At 67.6% G+C, this 15,862-nt stretch carries 14 protein-coding genes and 1 tRNA gene; 6 read left to right on the top strand and 9 right to left on the bottom strand.

Annotated features, from left to right (window positions below):
- Window positions 1–4 precede the first annotated feature (4 nt).
- On the top strand, window positions 5–1,501 hold the full coding sequence (locus C5B91_RS07160; protein WP_233547671.1) for a hypothetical protein: 1,497 nt from the start codon (window positions 5–7) through the stop codon (window positions 1,499–1,501).
- A gap of 68 nt (window positions 1,502–1,569) precedes the next feature.
- Window positions 1,570–2,043, top strand: a complete 474-nt coding sequence (locus C5B91_RS07155) for a peptidylprolyl isomerase (protein WP_115819776.1) — start codon at window positions 1,570–1,572, stop codon at window positions 2,041–2,043.
- Between the two features lie 85 nt (window positions 2,044–2,128).
- Here C5B91_RS07155 and C5B91_RS07150 read toward each other — a convergent pair whose 3' ends face one another.
- The 7 genes from C5B91_RS07150 to C5B91_RS07120 all read right to left on the bottom strand — a co-directional run bounded on the left by C5B91_RS07150 (window position 2,129) and on the right by C5B91_RS07120 (window position 7,107).
- On the bottom strand, window positions 2,129–2,977 hold the full coding sequence (locus C5B91_RS07150; protein ID WP_394325021.1) for an ABC transporter ATP-binding protein: 849 nt from the start codon (window positions 2,975–2,977) through the stop codon (window positions 2,129–2,131).
- Between the two features lie 32 nt (window positions 2,978–3,009).
- Window positions 3,010–4,125, bottom strand: coding sequence for an iron ABC transporter permease (locus C5B91_RS07145; RefSeq protein ID WP_199519527.1), 1,116 nt, complete (start codon window positions 4,123–4,125; stop codon window positions 3,010–3,012).
- Window positions 4,122–5,135 (bottom strand): FAD-dependent oxidoreductase, encoded by a 1,014-nt coding sequence (locus tag C5B91_RS07140; RefSeq protein WP_008096691.1) that lies wholly within the window; start codon window positions 5,133–5,135, stop codon window positions 4,122–4,124. The genes C5B91_RS07145 and C5B91_RS07140 overlap by 4 nt, the downstream gene beginning before the upstream one ends.
- A gap of 247 nt (window positions 5,136–5,382) precedes the next feature.
- A complete protein-coding gene (locus C5B91_RS07135) occupies window positions 5,383–5,919 on the bottom strand; it encodes a DoxX family membrane protein (protein WP_008096692.1) in 537 nt (178 codons plus the stop codon).
- 225 nt (window positions 5,920–6,144) lie between these two features.
- Entirely contained in the window at window positions 6,145–6,504 is a 360-nt protein-coding gene (locus C5B91_RS07130) for a hypothetical protein (protein ID WP_004976525.1), read from the bottom strand.
- A 110-nt stretch (window positions 6,505–6,614) separates the two neighbouring features.
- Window positions 6,615–6,797, bottom strand: coding sequence for a hypothetical protein (locus C5B91_RS07125; RefSeq protein ID WP_004976527.1), 183 nt, complete (start codon window positions 6,795–6,797; stop codon window positions 6,615–6,617).
- A gap of 112 nt (window positions 6,798–6,909) precedes the next feature.
- Window positions 6,910–7,107, bottom strand: a complete 198-nt coding sequence (locus C5B91_RS07120) for a heavy-metal-associated domain-containing protein (protein WP_004976528.1) — start codon at window positions 7,105–7,107, stop codon at window positions 6,910–6,912.
- Window positions 7,108–7,239: 132 nt separating this feature from the next.
- On the opposite strand from C5B91_RS07120, the gene C5B91_RS07115 reads away from it, so the two are divergent.
- The 3 genes from C5B91_RS07115 (at window position 7,240) to C5B91_RS07105 (ending at window position 10,840) form a co-directional block, all read left to right on the top strand.
- Window positions 7,240–7,839 carry an AsnC family transcriptional regulator gene (locus C5B91_RS07115; RefSeq protein ID WP_115819777.1) on the top strand — a complete coding sequence of 200 codons (600 nt, stop codon included), beginning with the start codon at window positions 7,240–7,242 and terminating at the stop codon, window positions 7,837–7,839.
- Between the two features lie 141 nt (window positions 7,840–7,980).
- Window positions 7,981–10,563, top strand: a complete 2,583-nt coding sequence (locus C5B91_RS07110) for a heavy metal translocating P-type ATPase (RefSeq protein ID WP_115819778.1) — start codon at window positions 7,981–7,983, stop codon at window positions 10,561–10,563.
- Between the two features lie 49 nt (window positions 10,564–10,612).
- Window positions 10,613–10,840 carry a hypothetical protein gene (locus C5B91_RS07105; protein WP_049913687.1) on the top strand — a complete coding sequence of 76 codons (228 nt, stop codon included), beginning with the start codon at window positions 10,613–10,615 and terminating at the stop codon, window positions 10,838–10,840.
- Between the two features lie 12 nt (window positions 10,841–10,852).
- Here C5B91_RS07105 and C5B91_RS07100 read toward each other — a convergent pair whose 3' ends face one another.
- On the bottom strand, window positions 10,853–11,707 hold the full coding sequence (locus C5B91_RS07100; protein ID WP_115819779.1) for a hypothetical protein: 855 nt from the start codon (window positions 11,705–11,707) through the stop codon (window positions 10,853–10,855).
- A gap of 216 nt (window positions 11,708–11,923) precedes the next feature.
- Here C5B91_RS07100 and C5B91_RS07095 point away from each other — a divergent pair, with 216 nt between their 5' ends.
- Window positions 11,924–15,475 carry a tetratricopeptide repeat protein gene (locus C5B91_RS07095; RefSeq protein WP_233514257.1) on the top strand — a complete coding sequence of 1,184 codons (3,552 nt, stop codon included), beginning with the start codon at window positions 11,924–11,926 and terminating at the stop codon, window positions 15,473–15,475.
- Between the two features lie 63 nt (window positions 15,476–15,538).
- On the opposite strand, the gene C5B91_RS07090 is transcribed toward C5B91_RS07095, so the two are convergent.
- Window positions 15,539–15,615: transfer RNA gene (locus C5B91_RS07090), tRNA-Cys, on the bottom strand.
- Between the last annotated feature and the right edge of the window lie 247 nt (window positions 15,616–15,862).

The following is a 15,862-nucleotide window of genomic DNA, read 5'->3' as shown; positions in this document are numbered from 1 at the left end:
AGAAGTGCCTATCACCGTCGGCCCCCTCTATCTAGAGAAGCACCAGATGAACGCCGACCAGCGAGCAGACCGGTACCGGACGGTCGTCGCCCGCCTCGAACGCCTCCCGACACGGGCGCGACTGGCCTTCGTTTCCGACCTCTGGGCCGCCCGCGGCTTCGAGACGCGCGTCGAGGCGGGGGTCGTCCGCGCCGAGCGCCGCGGCCGGTCGGTTCGGATTCGACCCGTCTTCGGCCGTCGGTCGAGAGCGTCGGCGGCGGCCGAGCGAGACACGGCCGGCGTGAGACACCTCGACGCCGGTGACATCGCCGAGGCACTCCTGTACGCCATCGACCGGCAGGACGCCGATGCGGTCTGTCGCCGCCAGTTCGGCGCGTCGCTCGACGACCTCCGGCCGCCGCTCCGGATGCGCGCCCGGCGGAGGGTCCGACGGCTCGGGGACCGAACCGCCGCGGTCGGCCGCGACGCCGCCCGGGGAATCACCGCGCTCTTCGTCGTCGTCGCCGTCGTGAGCGGGGCGGCTGTCGCCCTCGACCTCGTTCCCTCGCCGCTCGATGGGTCGATGCAGTCCGCCGGAGTCGGGACGGGCGGGGCCGGTGAGTCGGGACCGCCGACGGCCACGCCCGAGCGCGACGACGCGGCGGCGGAGGAACCGTCGGAAACCGCGGCGACCGAGACCGCCTCCGGGTCGGAACCGCGGAACGCCGGCGCGCCGGGACTCGGGAGCGGCCAGCGCCCCGGGCCGGTCGAACCCATCGAACCCGGCGAGTTGGAGCGCGTACCGGGTGTCGGGCCGGACGGCATCGAGAATCTGACCGCTCTCAGCGCGGCCCACGAGCGCGCGCTGGCCGACGAGTCCTACACGCTGTGGGTCGACATCTACCGACCCGAGGGCGCGGGCCCGAACTCGACGCGGAGACAGTACGACACCGACATCGCCGTCGCCGGAGAGCGGTACGTTATCGCCGAAACCGTCGAGTCGGGCCGCGAGCGGACCCGACTGGAGACGGTCTACTACGACGGGGACGCGTGGTACGTCGCCGAGACCGAAGACGGGGTCGAGCGGACCCGGCGGGTCAACGGCAACACCACCGCGCCGCCGGTGCAGTTCGAGCCACGGGGGTTGAACCGCGGGCTCGTCCGCCAGTACCTCGACACGCGGGCGACGAACGTGACCGGGAAAGTGACCGACGAGAACGTCACGTACTACCGAATCGAGGGGAGTCAACGCCCGGCCATCGGTGGCGTCGAACCGGTCCAGGACTACCAGTTCGTCGCTCACGTGGACGAGCAGGGGTTCGTCGCCGACGCGACGGCGACCTACGCGCTCGTCTCCGACGAGGGGTTCTACTGGGTGCGCTTCGAGTGGACCTACGGCCGCGTCGGCGAGACGACTGTGGCACCCCCGGCGTGGGTCGAGGGCGTCGAAAACGGGACCGTAGCTGGGATGGCGACGACAGCCGACAGCAACAGGCCGCCGGCGCTTCGGACGCCCGCCTGAACCGCAGTAAACCCCCGGCGGGATGCCTCGATGACGACTTTTATGCGCGTCCTCCGCCGAGCCCCGCTATGGCAATCGAGTCGGGAGACCGAGTCGCGCTCGCGTACGTCGGACGCTTCGAAGACGGGACCGTCTTCAACACCTCGCGGTACGAGGTCGCGGTCGAACACGGCCTGTACGAGGCCCAGGAGAAGGACCGCGACGACTACGCCCCCCAGACGTTCGTCGTCGGCGCGGGGCAGATAATTCCGGGGCTCGACGAGGCCGTCGTCGGGATGTCGGCCGGCGAGGAGGCCTCCGTGACGGTCCCGCCGGAAGACGCCTACGGCGAGTTCGATCCCGACCGGATTCGGACCTACGACCCCGAGACGTTCGAGGGAATGGTCGGCGAGACGCCCGAGGTCGGCCTGCACGTCCACGCCGAAAACGGGCTCCACGGCGACGTTATCGCCGTCCGCGACGACGCCGTCGAGGTTGACTTCAACCACGAACTGGCGGGGAAGGCGCTCGTCTTCGACATCGAAATCGTCGCCGTCCGGTAGACGGTCGCGGCCGGTCGGAGCAGCTGTGACGTGGCGATGGAACGGAACGGAACGGAACTGAGAGTCTATAAAGAGCGCCGAACCGCTACAGCGAGTGCTTGGGGACGATTTCTGGGTCGGGCGTGTAGTTGACCGCGGCCTCAACACGGAACACGTCGGCGAGGAGCTCCTCGGTGACGACCTCGCGCGGCGGGCCCCAGTCGTACAGTTCGCCGTCCTGCATGGCGACGAGGTAGTCGGCGAAGCGCGCCGCCTGCGCGATGTCGTGGAGGACGACCGCGACCGTGACGCCGCGTTCCTCGTTGAGTTGGCGGACCGTCTCCAGCACGCGGAGCTGGTGGTGCAAGTCGAGGTACGTCGTCGGCTCGTCGAGGAGGAGCACGTCGGTGTCCTGTGCGAGCACCATCGCAATCCACGCCAGTTGACTCTGTCCGCCCGAGAGGTTGCCGATTTGCTTGTCGCGGATGTGCTCGACGCCCGCGAGGTCGATGGCGCGTTCGACCGCGTCGTGGTCGTCGTCGCTGACCTGCTCGAAGAAGCTCCGGTGGGGGTACCGGCCGTGGTAGACGAGGTCCTCGACGGTGAGCGACGTGGGCGAGTCGTGTTGCTGAGAGAGCAGTCCCAGCTCGCGCGCGAACGCCTTGTCGTCGTACTCGGTGATGGACTTCCCGTCGAGATAGACGTTCCCGGTGTCGGGCGAGAGCTGTTTGGCGAGCGACTTCAGGAGCGTGCTCTTGCCGGAGCCGTTCGGTCCGACGAGCGCCGTGATTTCGCCGCGCGGGATGTCGATTCGGTCACACTCGACGACCGGCTCCTCGCTCGTCGGATACGACAGTTCGAGTGCGTCACCGGTGAGCGCGCTCTCGCGTGTCGAGCCGTCTTCGACGCTCGCGCGTCCGTCCGTGGTCGCGTCCGTTTCGCCGTGTTGTACCATCTGTTGGGAGTCTCCTGATTGCTGTTCGGACATCACACTTCACCGATGTTCTGCTGTTTGCGCATGAGGTAGAGGAAGTACGGCCCGCCGACGAGGCCCGTGACGACCCCGACCGGGAGCTGAATCGGGTTGAGCGCGAGGCGCGCGCCCACGTCGGCGGCGACCATCAGTGCCGGGCCGGCGAACAGACAGCCGACGACGAGGCGCTTGTAGTCGCTGCCGACCACGTTCCGGACCAAGTGCGGGACGACGAGTCCGACGAAGCCGACGATGCCGGCGACGGCGATGCTCGCCGCGGCCGCGAGGACCGCGACGCCCGAGAGGGCGAATCGGACCTTCTCGATGGACATCCCGAGCGAGCGGGCGGTCTGTTCGCCCAGAAGCAGGACGTTGAGCTGTCGGGAGCTCCCGAGCGCGAGGCCGATAGCGATAATCGACCACGGGAGGGCCATGCGAACCTGCTCCCAGTCGGTTCCGGTGAGCGAGCCGGTCGTCCACGCGATGGCGGACTGGACGACGCCGATGTCGTCGACGAAGAAGAACAGCCCCGTCTGGAGGCTCTGGAAGACGGTGCCGACGATGACGCCCGCGAGGACGAGCCTGACCGGCGAGGTGCCGTTCTTCCACGCGATGAGGTAGACGAGGACGAACGCGAACATCCCGCCGAGCGCCGCCAGAAGCGGGAGGTACGCCGCGAGCCCCGAGAAGACGACGAGCGTGAGGAGGATGAGCAGTCCGGCCCCCGACGAGACGCCGAGGATGAACGGGCTGGCCAGTTCGTTCCGGGTGACCGCCTGGAAAATCGCGCCCGAGATTGCGAGGTTCGCGCCGACGAGAGCGGCGACGAACACCCGCGGGAGCCGGATGTTCCAGACGATGAGCGTCCGCCGACTGAGGTCTGGGAGTTCGCCGCCGAGGAGGAACACCTGCCAGACCTGCGGGTCGAAGATGACCGCGGGGTCGAAGACGGCGCGCCACGCCTCGCCGATGGTCATCGAGAAGGCGCCGAAGCTGACCTGCACGAGGCCGCCGGCCACGACGACCACGAGGCTGACGAGACAAAGCGACACGAGGGAACCGTCTATCCAGCCGAACAGCCGGTTCAGCACCGACCCCGAGGACTGTTCTGTCGGCGTCGTCCCGCTCACTGCTCGACACCTCCGAGTTCGCGTCCGTCGAGGGAGTCCGCGAGCGCCTCGTCAGGGAGCGCGTCGAGGACGCGTTCGGTGCCGATCACCTCGACGAGTCGCCGGATGCCGCGGGGTTCGGCGGTCTCGACCTCGTGGTCGGTCCGGCGGGTGTCGAACGCCCGGTCGATGTAGGACTCGCGGAGTTCCGCGAGGCGCTCGTCGTCGAGGTCGGCGTCGTCGGGGACCTCGCTTTCGAACCACTCGCGCCAGCGGTCGCGGTCGCCCCACTCGCCTTGGAACTCGGTGTCGGCGCGGAGCCAGTCGTAGTGGGCCGCGAGGTCGCCGGGGAAGCCGCGTTCGCGCCGGCGGTCCTCGACGAGACACCGGGCGACGTGGCCGCCATGTCCGGCGGCGATACCGACCTGCGCGTTCCGCTCGCCCGACGGGGCGGCGACGTACAGCCCCTCGACCGGGGTCCGCCCGTCGTCGTCGGCGTAGTCGGAATCGAAGTGCTCGTGGACCTCGCCGTGGTGGTCGTGTTCCTCGAACATCGCGTCCTCGTCGTCGAGGCCGCGGAGGTAGTCGCCGTCGTACCACGCGGCGGCGACGACGTAGTCGGCTTCGACCCGGCGGCCGTCCTGCGTACGGACGACGAAGCGCCGGGCGTCGGCGTCGAACACGCTCGACTTGGTCTCGCTCGCGTCCGCGTTCTCGTCGGCGTCACTCGCGTTTCCACCCGCATCGTCGCCCGGTCGCTCGACCGAGACGACCATGTCCGCGACGTAGTCCGCGCCGACCTCCGCGACGTGTTCGTGCATGAGCGCGGTGAAGGTGTCGACGCCGATACCAGCGGGGAAGCCGAGGTAGTTTTCGAGGTACGCACACCGGCGGAAGGCGGCGTTGCCCCGGTCGAAAACGACGGTATCGAGGCCGTATCGCGCGGTGAAGACGGCCGCGGCGCACCCCGAGGGACCGCCGCCGACGACGACCACGTCCGTCGAGTCGGGTTCGGTGCCTTGGTCGGTCACGGCTCAGACCGCCCCCGTGAGAACAGCCCGTCGAAACGCGTGGTCGAAGCCGGCTCCGTCTTCGTTCATACGTTTTAGGCGTCCCTAATACAATAAACCACTTTCGGATTTTAGGGACTCCTAAATCCACCGACACGCGGAGAACGGCCCGCAAAGCGGCTGGCGCACGCGAATCAGCGGTAACGACGTCCGAGAGAAAGGCCGGCAGACTGCCGGACGAACGCGGCCCAGCGTGGCCGAAATCCCCTCAGCCGAGGAGGTACCGGAGCTTCGGTCGCTGGCGGACGAACTCTATCTCCTCGAGGTACGCGTCGAGGCCGAGGATGCGGCCCGCCGCGAGCGCGCCGACGACGAGGAACAGCACGAGCCCCAGCAGGTCGCCGTTGACCAGCCCGTGTCCCCAGTCGGCGTTGCCGAGGTAGAAGAACGTCATGAGGAACGTCCCCCCGGCGGCGGCGAGTCGGACGGCAGCCCCGGTGATGAGCGCGAACCCGATGAGCGTCTCGCCCAGCGGGACCATGAAGTTCGTGAACTCGAGCATCCACGGCGTCTGGCCGACCCACGCGAGGAACGCGTGGACCGGGCCGGGCGCGCCGGTGGTGCCGTTCACGAGCCAGCCGCCCGCGTTAAACGGCTCGGCGGCGAGGTACTTCGTCACCCCCGCGTGGAGGAACCAATACCCCGTGACCAGTCGGGCGAACACGAGGACGTAGCCGGTGACGCCCTCGGCGTAGTCGAACTCCATCCGGTTCCCCAGCATCTCGATTTCGCCGGTTGCGGCCATCGTCTGTCACCTCACATGTGAAGCGTGGGCCGCCGGGAGATTATAAACCCGGACCGATTTTCGAATCCTCGGAAACTGGGAATCGGCGGGCCGTCCACGTCGATTCGAACCGGTACCCTCGGCGGGCGCGGACGCGAAGATACGTCTCGACGCGGTGTCGTGGGTTCCACCGGTCACGCGGCCGACGGCCGCCGTCGTCGGGCGAGACTGACCCGTCCCCCCGACTCACTCGGGCGTGATGACGACCCCGTCGTCGTCGGCGTGGTCCATCGCCACCTCGTGTCGCGTGTGGCGGGCGTGGGTGCGGGCCCATCGACGGGCGCTGGCCTCGGAGAGGAACTGCTCGCCGTCGGGACACTGTCGGCAGCTAACGACCCACGGCGAGACGTCGTCCGGGAAGTGTCCGGTGTGGCGACGGTGGTCGAGCGCGAACTGCTCGACCGACTGGTTGCCGAGCTGTAGCTCGTCCAGTTCGTACGAGAGGTCCCACTCCTCGCCGCACCGCGAACACGAGACGGTCGGCGTATCGTCTATCGGGGCCGTCGGAGAGTGCGTGCGAAAGTCGTCGTCGCTCGGTGGAGACACAGGCGGGATTGGGACCGCGGCCTCTTGTAACCGCCTGCCCCCGAAGTGAAAGACAATCTGTTGATAAATTCCCGTGGAATCGGCCGGGCGAGGCTCCCGGTCGCCGACCCTCACTCCGCGTTCGACGCCCAGTCTCTGACCAGCGCGACGGCGAAAACCGTCAGAAGGGCGGCGATGCCGGCGTTCCGCGCGAAGTCGCCGGTGTCGCCGGCGGCGAGTCGGACGACGCCGAGCGCGAGGAGGAGTCCGATGACGAGCGCGAACAGGACGGCCGCCCACGACCGCGCGTGCATGGTCGGGGGTAGCGGGTCGCCGGTGAAAACCGTTCAGGTCGGCGCATCGAACCGGTACCCCCAGTCGTGACACCCAGTTCTCCCCGCCGTCCGGGTCGGGCGCGTCTCGGATTCAGGCGCTCGCGTCGTAGCCCGCCTCTTCGACGGCCGCGACGAGGGCGTCGGTGTCGGCGTCGCCCTCGACGGTCGCCCGCTCCGCCTCGCGGTCGGCGGTCGCGTCCTCGACGCCGTCGACGCCGGCGAGGGCGTCGGCGACGCGCTGTTCGCAGTGTTCGCAGGTCATCCCGGTGACGGTGAGCGTGGTCGACATGCGGTTCGAGATAGGAGCTTCCCGATTTAGTGGATTTCCCTTTCGTCGGGTCGACAAACTCCCGACGTTAACTTTCGATTCGAAAGCCAAACGCGAGGAACACCTATGACATCGTGGTACCAACTGAGTCGCATGCGCGCGCTCGACGAAACAGACCTCCACATCCTCGAACTCCTCGCCGAAGACGCCCGCCGACCCTTCAGCGACATCTCCGCCGAAGTCGGCCTCTCCGCGCCGGCGGTCTCCGACCGTATCGACCGCCTCCGCGAGGAGGGCATCATTCGCCGATTCACCGTCGGCCTCGACCAGTCGACGCTCTCGGGGGGGACGCCCGTACTCGTCAGACTCACCGTCCGCCCGGAGTTCGTCGACGAGGTCCGCGACGCCCTCCGAGCGGCAGACCCGGTCCACCACCTGTTCGTCGCGGCGGACGGCGAAGTGACCGTTCACGCCCGGCTCGACGGGGACTCCGTCCGCGCCCAGTTGGACAAGCTCGTGGACCTCTCGCGGGTCCGCGACTACGAGGTGAGCCTCGTGGAATCCGCCGAGTGGACGCCGACGGTCAACGGAACCGGCTTCGCCCTCGAGTGCGCCGAGTGCGGCAACACGGTGACGAGCGAGGGCGAGAGCGCCCGCATCGGCGGGACGCTCTACCACTTCTGCTGTTCGTCCTGTCTCGGCCGGTTCGAAGACCGGTACGACCGCCTCGAAGCCGGCGCGAACGATGATTGACCGGGCGGGCGACGAGTGGGTGGCGTGAACGGCGACTGAGCCTCGAAGCCAGCGGTTTCGAATCCAAAGTTCGGCCCCTCGATGACGCTCGGTTCTGAAGGGACAATCGAGGTAAGAGAGGGGCACGTACGTATAGATGAGATGAGTAGCCGAACGGCCCACTTAGACATCCGCGGAATGAGTTGCGCGAACTGCTCGCGCACCGTCGGCGAGGCGTTGGAGTCACTCGACGGCGTGGCGAGCGCCAGCGTCAACTTCGCCACCGACGAGGGTTCCGTGGAGTACGACCCCGAGGAGGTATCGCTCGGCGAGATATACGACGCCGTCGAGGACGCCGGCTACGAGGCGCTCTCGGAGACCCGGACCATCGGCATCACCGGGATGAGCTGTGCGAACTGCGCCGACGCGAACCGGAAGTCGCTGGAGTCGGTTCCGGGCGTCGTCGCCGCCGAGGTCAACTTCGCCACCGACGAGGCGCACGTCACCTACAACCCCGCCGACGCGAGCCTCGACGACATGTACCGGGCGGTCGAAGCGGCCGGCTACACGCCCGTCCGCGAAGACGCCGGCGACGAGGAGGGTGCGGAAGACGCCCGCGACGCCGCCCGCAACGAGGAGATTCGCCGACAGAAGCGCCTGACGTTGTTCGGCGCGGCGCTGTCGCTGCCGCTCCTCGGGATGCTCGCAGTCGAACTGTTCGGCGGCGGCCTCCCCGAGACGATTCCCGGCACGGGCGTCCCCATGGGCTGGGTCGGCTTCGCGTTCGCCACGCCGGTGCAGGTCTACCTCGGCCGCGAGTTCTACGAGAACTCCTACACGGCGCTCGTCCGGAACCGAACCGCCAACATGGACGTGCTCATCGCCATGGGGTCTTCGACGGCGTACCTCTACTCCGTCGCCGTCCTCGTCGGCCTCCTCGCCGGCAGCCTCTACTTCGACACCGCCGCGCTCATCTTGGTGTTCATCACGCTCGGGAACTATCTCGAAGCCCGCTCGAAGGGACAGGCGTCGGAGGCGCTCCGAACGCTCCTCGAACTCGAAGCCGACACCGCGACGCTCGTCGACGACGACGGGACCGAACGCGAGGTCCCCCTCGACGAGGTCGAGGTCGGTGACCGCATGAAGGTCCGTCCCGGCGAGAAGATTCCGACCGACGGCGTCGTCGTCGACGGCGACTCCGCGGTCGACGAGTCCATGGTCACCGGCGAGTCCGTCCCCGTCTCGAAGGCCGAAGGCGACGAGGTCGTCGGCTCGACGGTGAACCAAAACGGCGTCCTCGTGGTCGAGGCGACCAAGGTCGGTTCCGAGACCGCAATCCAGCAGATCGTCTCGCTCGTCAAGGAGGCGCAGGGCCGCCAACCCGAGATTCAGAACCTCGCCGACCGCATCTCGGCGTACTTCGTGCCCGCGGTCATCGCCAACGCCCTCCTGTGGGGCGTCGTCTGGTTCCTCTTCCCCGAGGCGCTCGCGGGCTTCATCCGGTCGCTCCCGGTCTGGGGGCTCGTCGCGGGCGGCCCCGTCGCCGCGGGCGGCGCGGTCTCGACGTTCGAGTTCGCCGTCGTCGTCTTCGCGTCGGCCGTGCTCATCGCCTGCCCCTGCGCGCTCGGCCTCGCCACCCCGGCCGCGACGATGGTCGGGACGGCAATCGGCGCGCGAAACGGCGTCCTGTTCAAGGGCGGCGACGTGCTCGAACGCGTCAAAGACGTGGAGACGGTCGTCTTCGACAAGACCGGCACGCTCACCAAAGGCGAGATGACGCTGACCGACGTGGTCGCCGTCGGCCCCGCCGCCGACGGCTCCGGCGTCGTCACCGCCGACGACGAGACGCTCGACGAGGACGCGGTGCTCCGGTACGCCGCCTCGGCCGAGCGCAACAGCGAACACCCGCTGGCCCGCGCCATCGTCGCCGGCGCGGAAGGCCGCGGCCTCGACCTCGCCGACCCGGAGGACTTCGAGAACGTCCCCGGTCACGGGATTCGCGCGACCGTCGACGGGAAAACCGTCCTCGTCGGTAACCGCAAATTCCTCTCGGACGCGGGTGTCGACCCCGCCCCCGCCGAGGACGCGCTCCAGGACCTCGAAAGCGAGGGGAAGACCGCGATGCTCGTCGCGGTCGACGGCGACCTCGCGGGCGTCGTCGCCGACGCGGACGAAATCAAGGAGTCGGCCGCGGAGGCCGTCGCCGCGCTCCGCGACCGTGGCGCGACCGTCCACATGATTACCGGCGACAACGAGCGGACCGCCCGCGCCGTCGCCGAACAGGTCGGCATCGACCCCGAGAACGTCAGCGCCGGCGTCCTCCCCGAGGACAAGGCCGACGCCGTCGAGTCCCTGCAGGCCGACGGAACGAGAGTCATGATGGTCGGCGACGGCGTCAACGACGCGCCCGCGCTCGCCGCCGCGTACGTCGGCACGGCGCTCGGCTCGGGAACCGACGTCGCCATCGAGGCGGCCGACGTGACGCTCATGCGCGACGACCCGCTCGACGTGGTGAAGGCCATCCGCATCTCCGCCGGGACGCTCGCGAAAATCAAACAGAACCTGTTCTGGGCGCTCGGCTACAACACCGCGATGATTCCGCTCGCGTCGCTCGGCCTCCTCCAGCCAGTGTTCGCCGCGGGCGCGATGGCGCTGTCGTCAGTGTCCGTCCTCACGAACAGTCTCCTATTCCGGGCCTACACGCCGGACCACGACTACCGCTTCCTCGACTTCCTCCGGCGGTAGTCCGTTTCGCCGTCTCGCTTTTGTCCTCGCGCGGCGATTCTCTCAGGGTATGTCCACTCGAACCCCCGCGCGGACGGAGCCGTGGCTCTTGGTCGCCGTCGGCGCGTTCCTCGTTCTCGTCGGCCTCGGAACGCTCGCGAGCGCCCCGTGGCGCTACGCGGCCGGCGGGTCGGTCGTCGCGGTCGCCGCGCTCCAGATAGTCGGGTCGCTGTCGGCGGTCGTCATCGGTGCCGGAGCCGCGTGGCTCGGGGCGGTCGGAGCGCGCGAAAAACGGTGACGGACGGGGCGTTCAGTACCGCGACGGGAGGAACGCCATGCCGATGAGGAGAATGACCGTGGTGAACGAGACGATGGCGATGCCCCAGAGGCCGTTTTCGGTCTCGTGGAAGCTGTCGATTTCGGACAGTTGTGCCTGGTAGCTGTCGTAGTTCTGCGTCAGGACGAGCGTCTCGCCGTCCGGGAAGTACGCGAGGTACTGCTGTCCCGAGAGGGTCAGATTCGCCTCGTTTTCGACGGTGACGGTGTTCTCCTCGGACGCGAACCACTCGAGGGTCACGCCGGAGGTCTCGACCGCGTCGACGGTGACGGACTGGTTGTTGTAGTCGAAGGAGTCACCTTCGGCGACGGTGCGCGTCTCGTTCGCCGGGAAGTACTCGTCGACCGAGACGAGCGTCGAATCGTTGACGACGACGTAGCGCTCGCCGTCACGGGTGACGGTCTCGTTGTCGGCGTTCGAGTCGGCTTGGAGGATTGCGGTCTCGTTGTACAGTTCGACCAGCGTCGCCTCGGTGGGGTCGGAGACGTTGGCGATTTCGACACGGTAGTCCGTGCCGTCGAGCGTGACGGTGCTCTCGTTGTCCCACGTCTCGGTGAAGCGAGCGGAGTCGTTCACGTAGGTGAGTTCACCAGAGCCGACCAGCGTGGTGCCACCACCGTGACCGCCCGACTCCTCCTCTTCGGTTATCGACGACACTGTGTACGCCTGGTCGCTATCGGGGACGGAGAACTCGTCCCCCTGTGCCAGCGAGTACTCGGGGTTCTCGAAACTGACCGACGGCGTCGATGCAGTCGCGATAAGTGAGTATGCACCGGCACCGATGACCAGGAAGAACACGACGGAGATGACCGCGGCGCGTCGTTGCATGGTTTCGGCATGGGCCACGCGGCGTATAACGATTACTTTTCCTCGGAGCGTGTCACCGCGTCGCGCGACTGCCGGCGGCGACTCCCGCCCCCAATACGACGGTGCAGACGAACAGTCGAAGCTGTGGATTGACAAGGGTTTTTGAAACTATTGGCCGAACCTCCCGCCAATGAGATACCGACCAGTCGTTCGACGGAGCCGAACCGGGAGTTGGTCGTGACGCGCGACGACGACCTCGTCACAGAACAGTTGGAACTCGCCGCCGATCGGTTCGACTTCCTCAACGCGCTGGACGGTACGCGCCTCGACAAGCGAGACTTGACCGAGGCGCTGCCGTACTCCCGCTCGACGGTCGACCGCGCGATACGCGACCTGACCGCCGCGGGGTTCGTCGTCGACGACGGCGACTACACCACGTCGCTGAAGGGCGGACAGTTCATTTCGCTGTTTCGCGCCACTCGCGACGCCGCCGCCGACGTGCTCGAACTCGACTCGTTCGTCGCCGGAGCGGCCGCCGACTACCCGCTTCCGGTCGAGGCCGTCGTCGGGGCCGACGAACTGCGGACCGACCCGCGCGTCTCACACCCGTTCGATGCGCTCGGAAACAGGCTCAAAGCGACGACCAACGGGACGTTCGTCCTCCCGTACCTGCCGAGTCAGACGTTCGTCGACCGGTGTACGACCTGGCTCGTCGACGGGCACTCCTGTCGGTTCGTCGCGCCCGACTCCGTCGTCACCGCTATCTGGCGGGCGTACCCGGCGTTTCTCGAAACCGTACAGACCGTCCCGGACTGCGAGCTTCGGGTCGGCGAGGTTCCCCCGTTCGCCATCGCGCAGACGACGCTCGACGGGACGCCCCACGCGATGGTAGTCGCCTACGACGACGACGCGCGCGCCCGCTGCGTCATCGAGAACACGAGCGAGCGCGCCGTGGCGTGGGCCCGGAGCCGCGTGCAGTCGATTTGGGAAGCCGCGAGCCCGTTCGACCTCAACGGAAACGCCGACGGTGACGCTCCCGAAACCGAAGCCGACATCGCGGACGCCAAAGCGGGCGATGCGGACGGTAAAGCGACGACGGCTGGTCCCCGGAGCGTAACTGACGACCGCGGTGGGAGTGCAGCGATTCGCGGCCCGGCGCTCTCCACGGTGCTGCGGTCGCAAGGGTTCGCCCGACTCGCTCCGGCGTACTTCGACCGCGTCGGCGTCTCGCCGCCGCTGGCGTGTTGGCGCGCCGGTTTCGACCTCGGCGAGGTCCGCGCCGGTTACGCGCTCGACCGCGAACGCCCGACCGAAGACGGACGCGAGAACGTGACTGACGACCTGTTCTCCCGTCTCCGCTCGGGTACCGACCACGTCGTGACGGGTCCGCCCGGCGCGGGAAAGAGCACGGTCTGTATGTCCGTCGCGTGCCGGTGGTACGACCACGAGCAGGGTACCGTCCTCTACCGAAAGTCCGGCCAGCACGACCCGTTTACCTCCGCGGCGCACCTCGGGTCGTACCTCGCCGAAGCCAGCGGGCACGTCCTCGTCGTCGTCGAGGACGCGACCCGGACCGAGGCGAACAGCATCTTCGAACTCGTCCGCGAGTTCGACGACGACGACCGCGTGACGTTCCTCCTCGACAGTCGGGAAAGCGAGTGGCGCGACGACTCGCTCCGCGGCACCGCTCGCCTCGAATTCCACCGGAGACAATCGATAGACGTGGTCCCCGTTCCCGTCGTCGACGCCCGCGAGCGGGCCAGACTTGTCGAGCACTTCGAGGCGACCGTCGGAACGAACGTCGATATCGACCCCGAGGAACTCACCCCGAACGAGGGCGGAGACCTCGAACCAGGAGAGATGTATCTCTTTTTGCATCGACTCGCCCGGCACGCCGAGCCGGCAGCCGGAGGGAACGCCGCCCCGACGAGCCTCCTCGACGATATCGATTCCGTCTACGCCGACCTCGAACGCGTCGACGAGCGACTCGGCATCGACGTCGGCGTTCTCGTGAATCTCCTGAACGCCTCGGGCATCGGCGTCTCGCCGCCGCTCGCGTACGCGCTCACCGAGTCGAAGCGCGACGAATCGGTCGTCGAAGAAGCGCTCGACGCGCTCGAACGGACCGTCCTCTACTCCGCGTTCGGCGACGACGAGTCCGACGGCGAGCGGGTTCGCGCGGTCCACGAGACGTGGTCCGCTCGTTTCCTCCAGCGGCTGCTCGACCTCGAATCCGAGCGTCGCGCCCGCCGCCGGTTCGAGCGATGTCTCGACGCGCTCTGCTCGCTCGTCGACGACGGCGACGCGCGCCGGACCGTCCAATCGGTGTTCGGCGGCACCGCCGATATCGTTCGCACTATCGAGAGCGACCCCGCGACGTGGGGAGAACGACTCGTCCGTAGCGTGTTCGAACTCGGCGTCAACACGCCGACGCTCTCCGAGCTGTACGCCGAGACCGACTACTCCGACGTCGACGTGCCGCGGGCCTGCGACGGGACGCTCCGACTCGACGTTCGTCGGTGGCGCGCCCGCATGTTCGTCAACGGGGGCGAACTTGAACGCGCCAAACGAGAGTTCGAGTCGCTCGCGTCGCTCGACGACGAGCGCCTCGACGAGACGGCACTGGTCCGCGCGCGCGCCGACGGCTTTGCCGGACTCTCCGAGGTCGGACGCTACCGCGGTTCGTTCGAGCCCGCCCGCGAATACGCACAGGAGGCCCTCGAACGATTCAGTCGAATCGACGACGAGGTGGGCCGCAGCGACGTGTTGAACGCACTAGGTGGTATCGAGGCACAGACCGACAATCCGGAGGCCGCGAAAGTCTACTACCAGCGAGCGCTCGGACTCCGCCGCGACCTCGAAGACGATACGAAAGTTGCGAGCACGCTCGCGAACCTCGGACTCGTCGAGATAACGCTCCGAGAGTTCGAGTCAGCCGCAGCGCACGCCCGTACGAGTCTCCAGATTCGCCGCGAGATTCAGTATCCGTGGGGGGAAGCGCTGAGCCTCGCCGTTCTCAGCCGTATCGAACTCGAAAACGGGACGCTCGACGAAGCGGAGCGATACGCCCGACTCGCGCTCGACATCCGCGTCGAAATCGGCGACTCCATCGGCATCGCGTCGACATCGAACAACCTCGGAAAGATAGCGTTCGACCGCGGCGCGCTCGAGGACGCGCGCGAGCGCTACGAATCGCTTCTCGACGACGTCGAGGACCCGGAGTTCGATTGGATTCGAAGGGACGTGTACTACGGTCTCGCCCAAACGCTCTCTGAACTCGGTGAACCGGAGACCGCCATCGAATACGCCGAACGCGCCATCGACCTCCTCGAAGAAAACGAGTCGAAGCGGACCGAACTCCAGACAGTCCGCGCTCGAACCCTCCTGGACAGCGGCGATCTCGACGACGCGCGAACGGTCGCAGAACGCGCCCACGAACGAGCGTCCGGACTCGGCGACGAGCCGAGGACGCTCGCGAGCGTGACGCTCGGAGAGGTGTACGTGCGGTCGGGAGAGACTGACGACGGGATTTCCCTGCTCAGAACTGCAATCGAATCCGCCCCGACGGCAGCTCTCGAAGGCCGGTGTCGCCGACAGTACGCTACGGCGCTCTGTGAGACCGGAGACGTTTCCGATTCACTCGCCGAATTACGACGCGCTGCAGCGTGCTTTTCCTCTGTCGAAGCCGGGGTTCGAGCGCGGAAGACTGCACTTGACGCCCTCGAACTCGCACACGAACTGGGCGACGCCGACGCGGTCAGCGCGCTCGAACAGCGGCTCGTACGATAGCGTCGTCAGTCGCTGCTTCGATACCGAGACGCGTCGCTCGCGAGAGTTGCGTTCGAAGAGAAAAGCCAAGGGCCGGATTTGAACCGGCGGGGGTTCCGCTCTGCAGGCGGATGCGTTGGGCCGAACTCTGCCACCTTGGCGCAGTTACTGGTATCCCTGTCTTGTGCTTAAGCCTGACGGTGTGCGACCTGAGTCGGGCGTTTTCGCTGTCTCGACCGAGAGAGCAGTCGCTGTCTGTGCGGTGTGCGAGCGAGCGATTACCGCTCGCTATAAATGAAAAAAGCCCACTGGACCGAAGTCCAGTGGGCTCTGTATGAGTGGGGGCGGCGAACTGGATTTCCCAGAGGATCGCTCACTCCAGTACTGACCAGAACGCAGGTGAGCTTA

The organism is Haloferax sp. Atlit-10N, assembly GCF_003586325.1.
GTDB lineage: Archaea > Halobacteriota > Halobacteria > Halobacteriales > Haloferacaceae > Haloferax > Haloferax prahovense.
The sequence above is the reverse complement of the archived record's forward strand: the minus strand, read 5'-3'. Positions and strand labels throughout refer to the sequence as shown.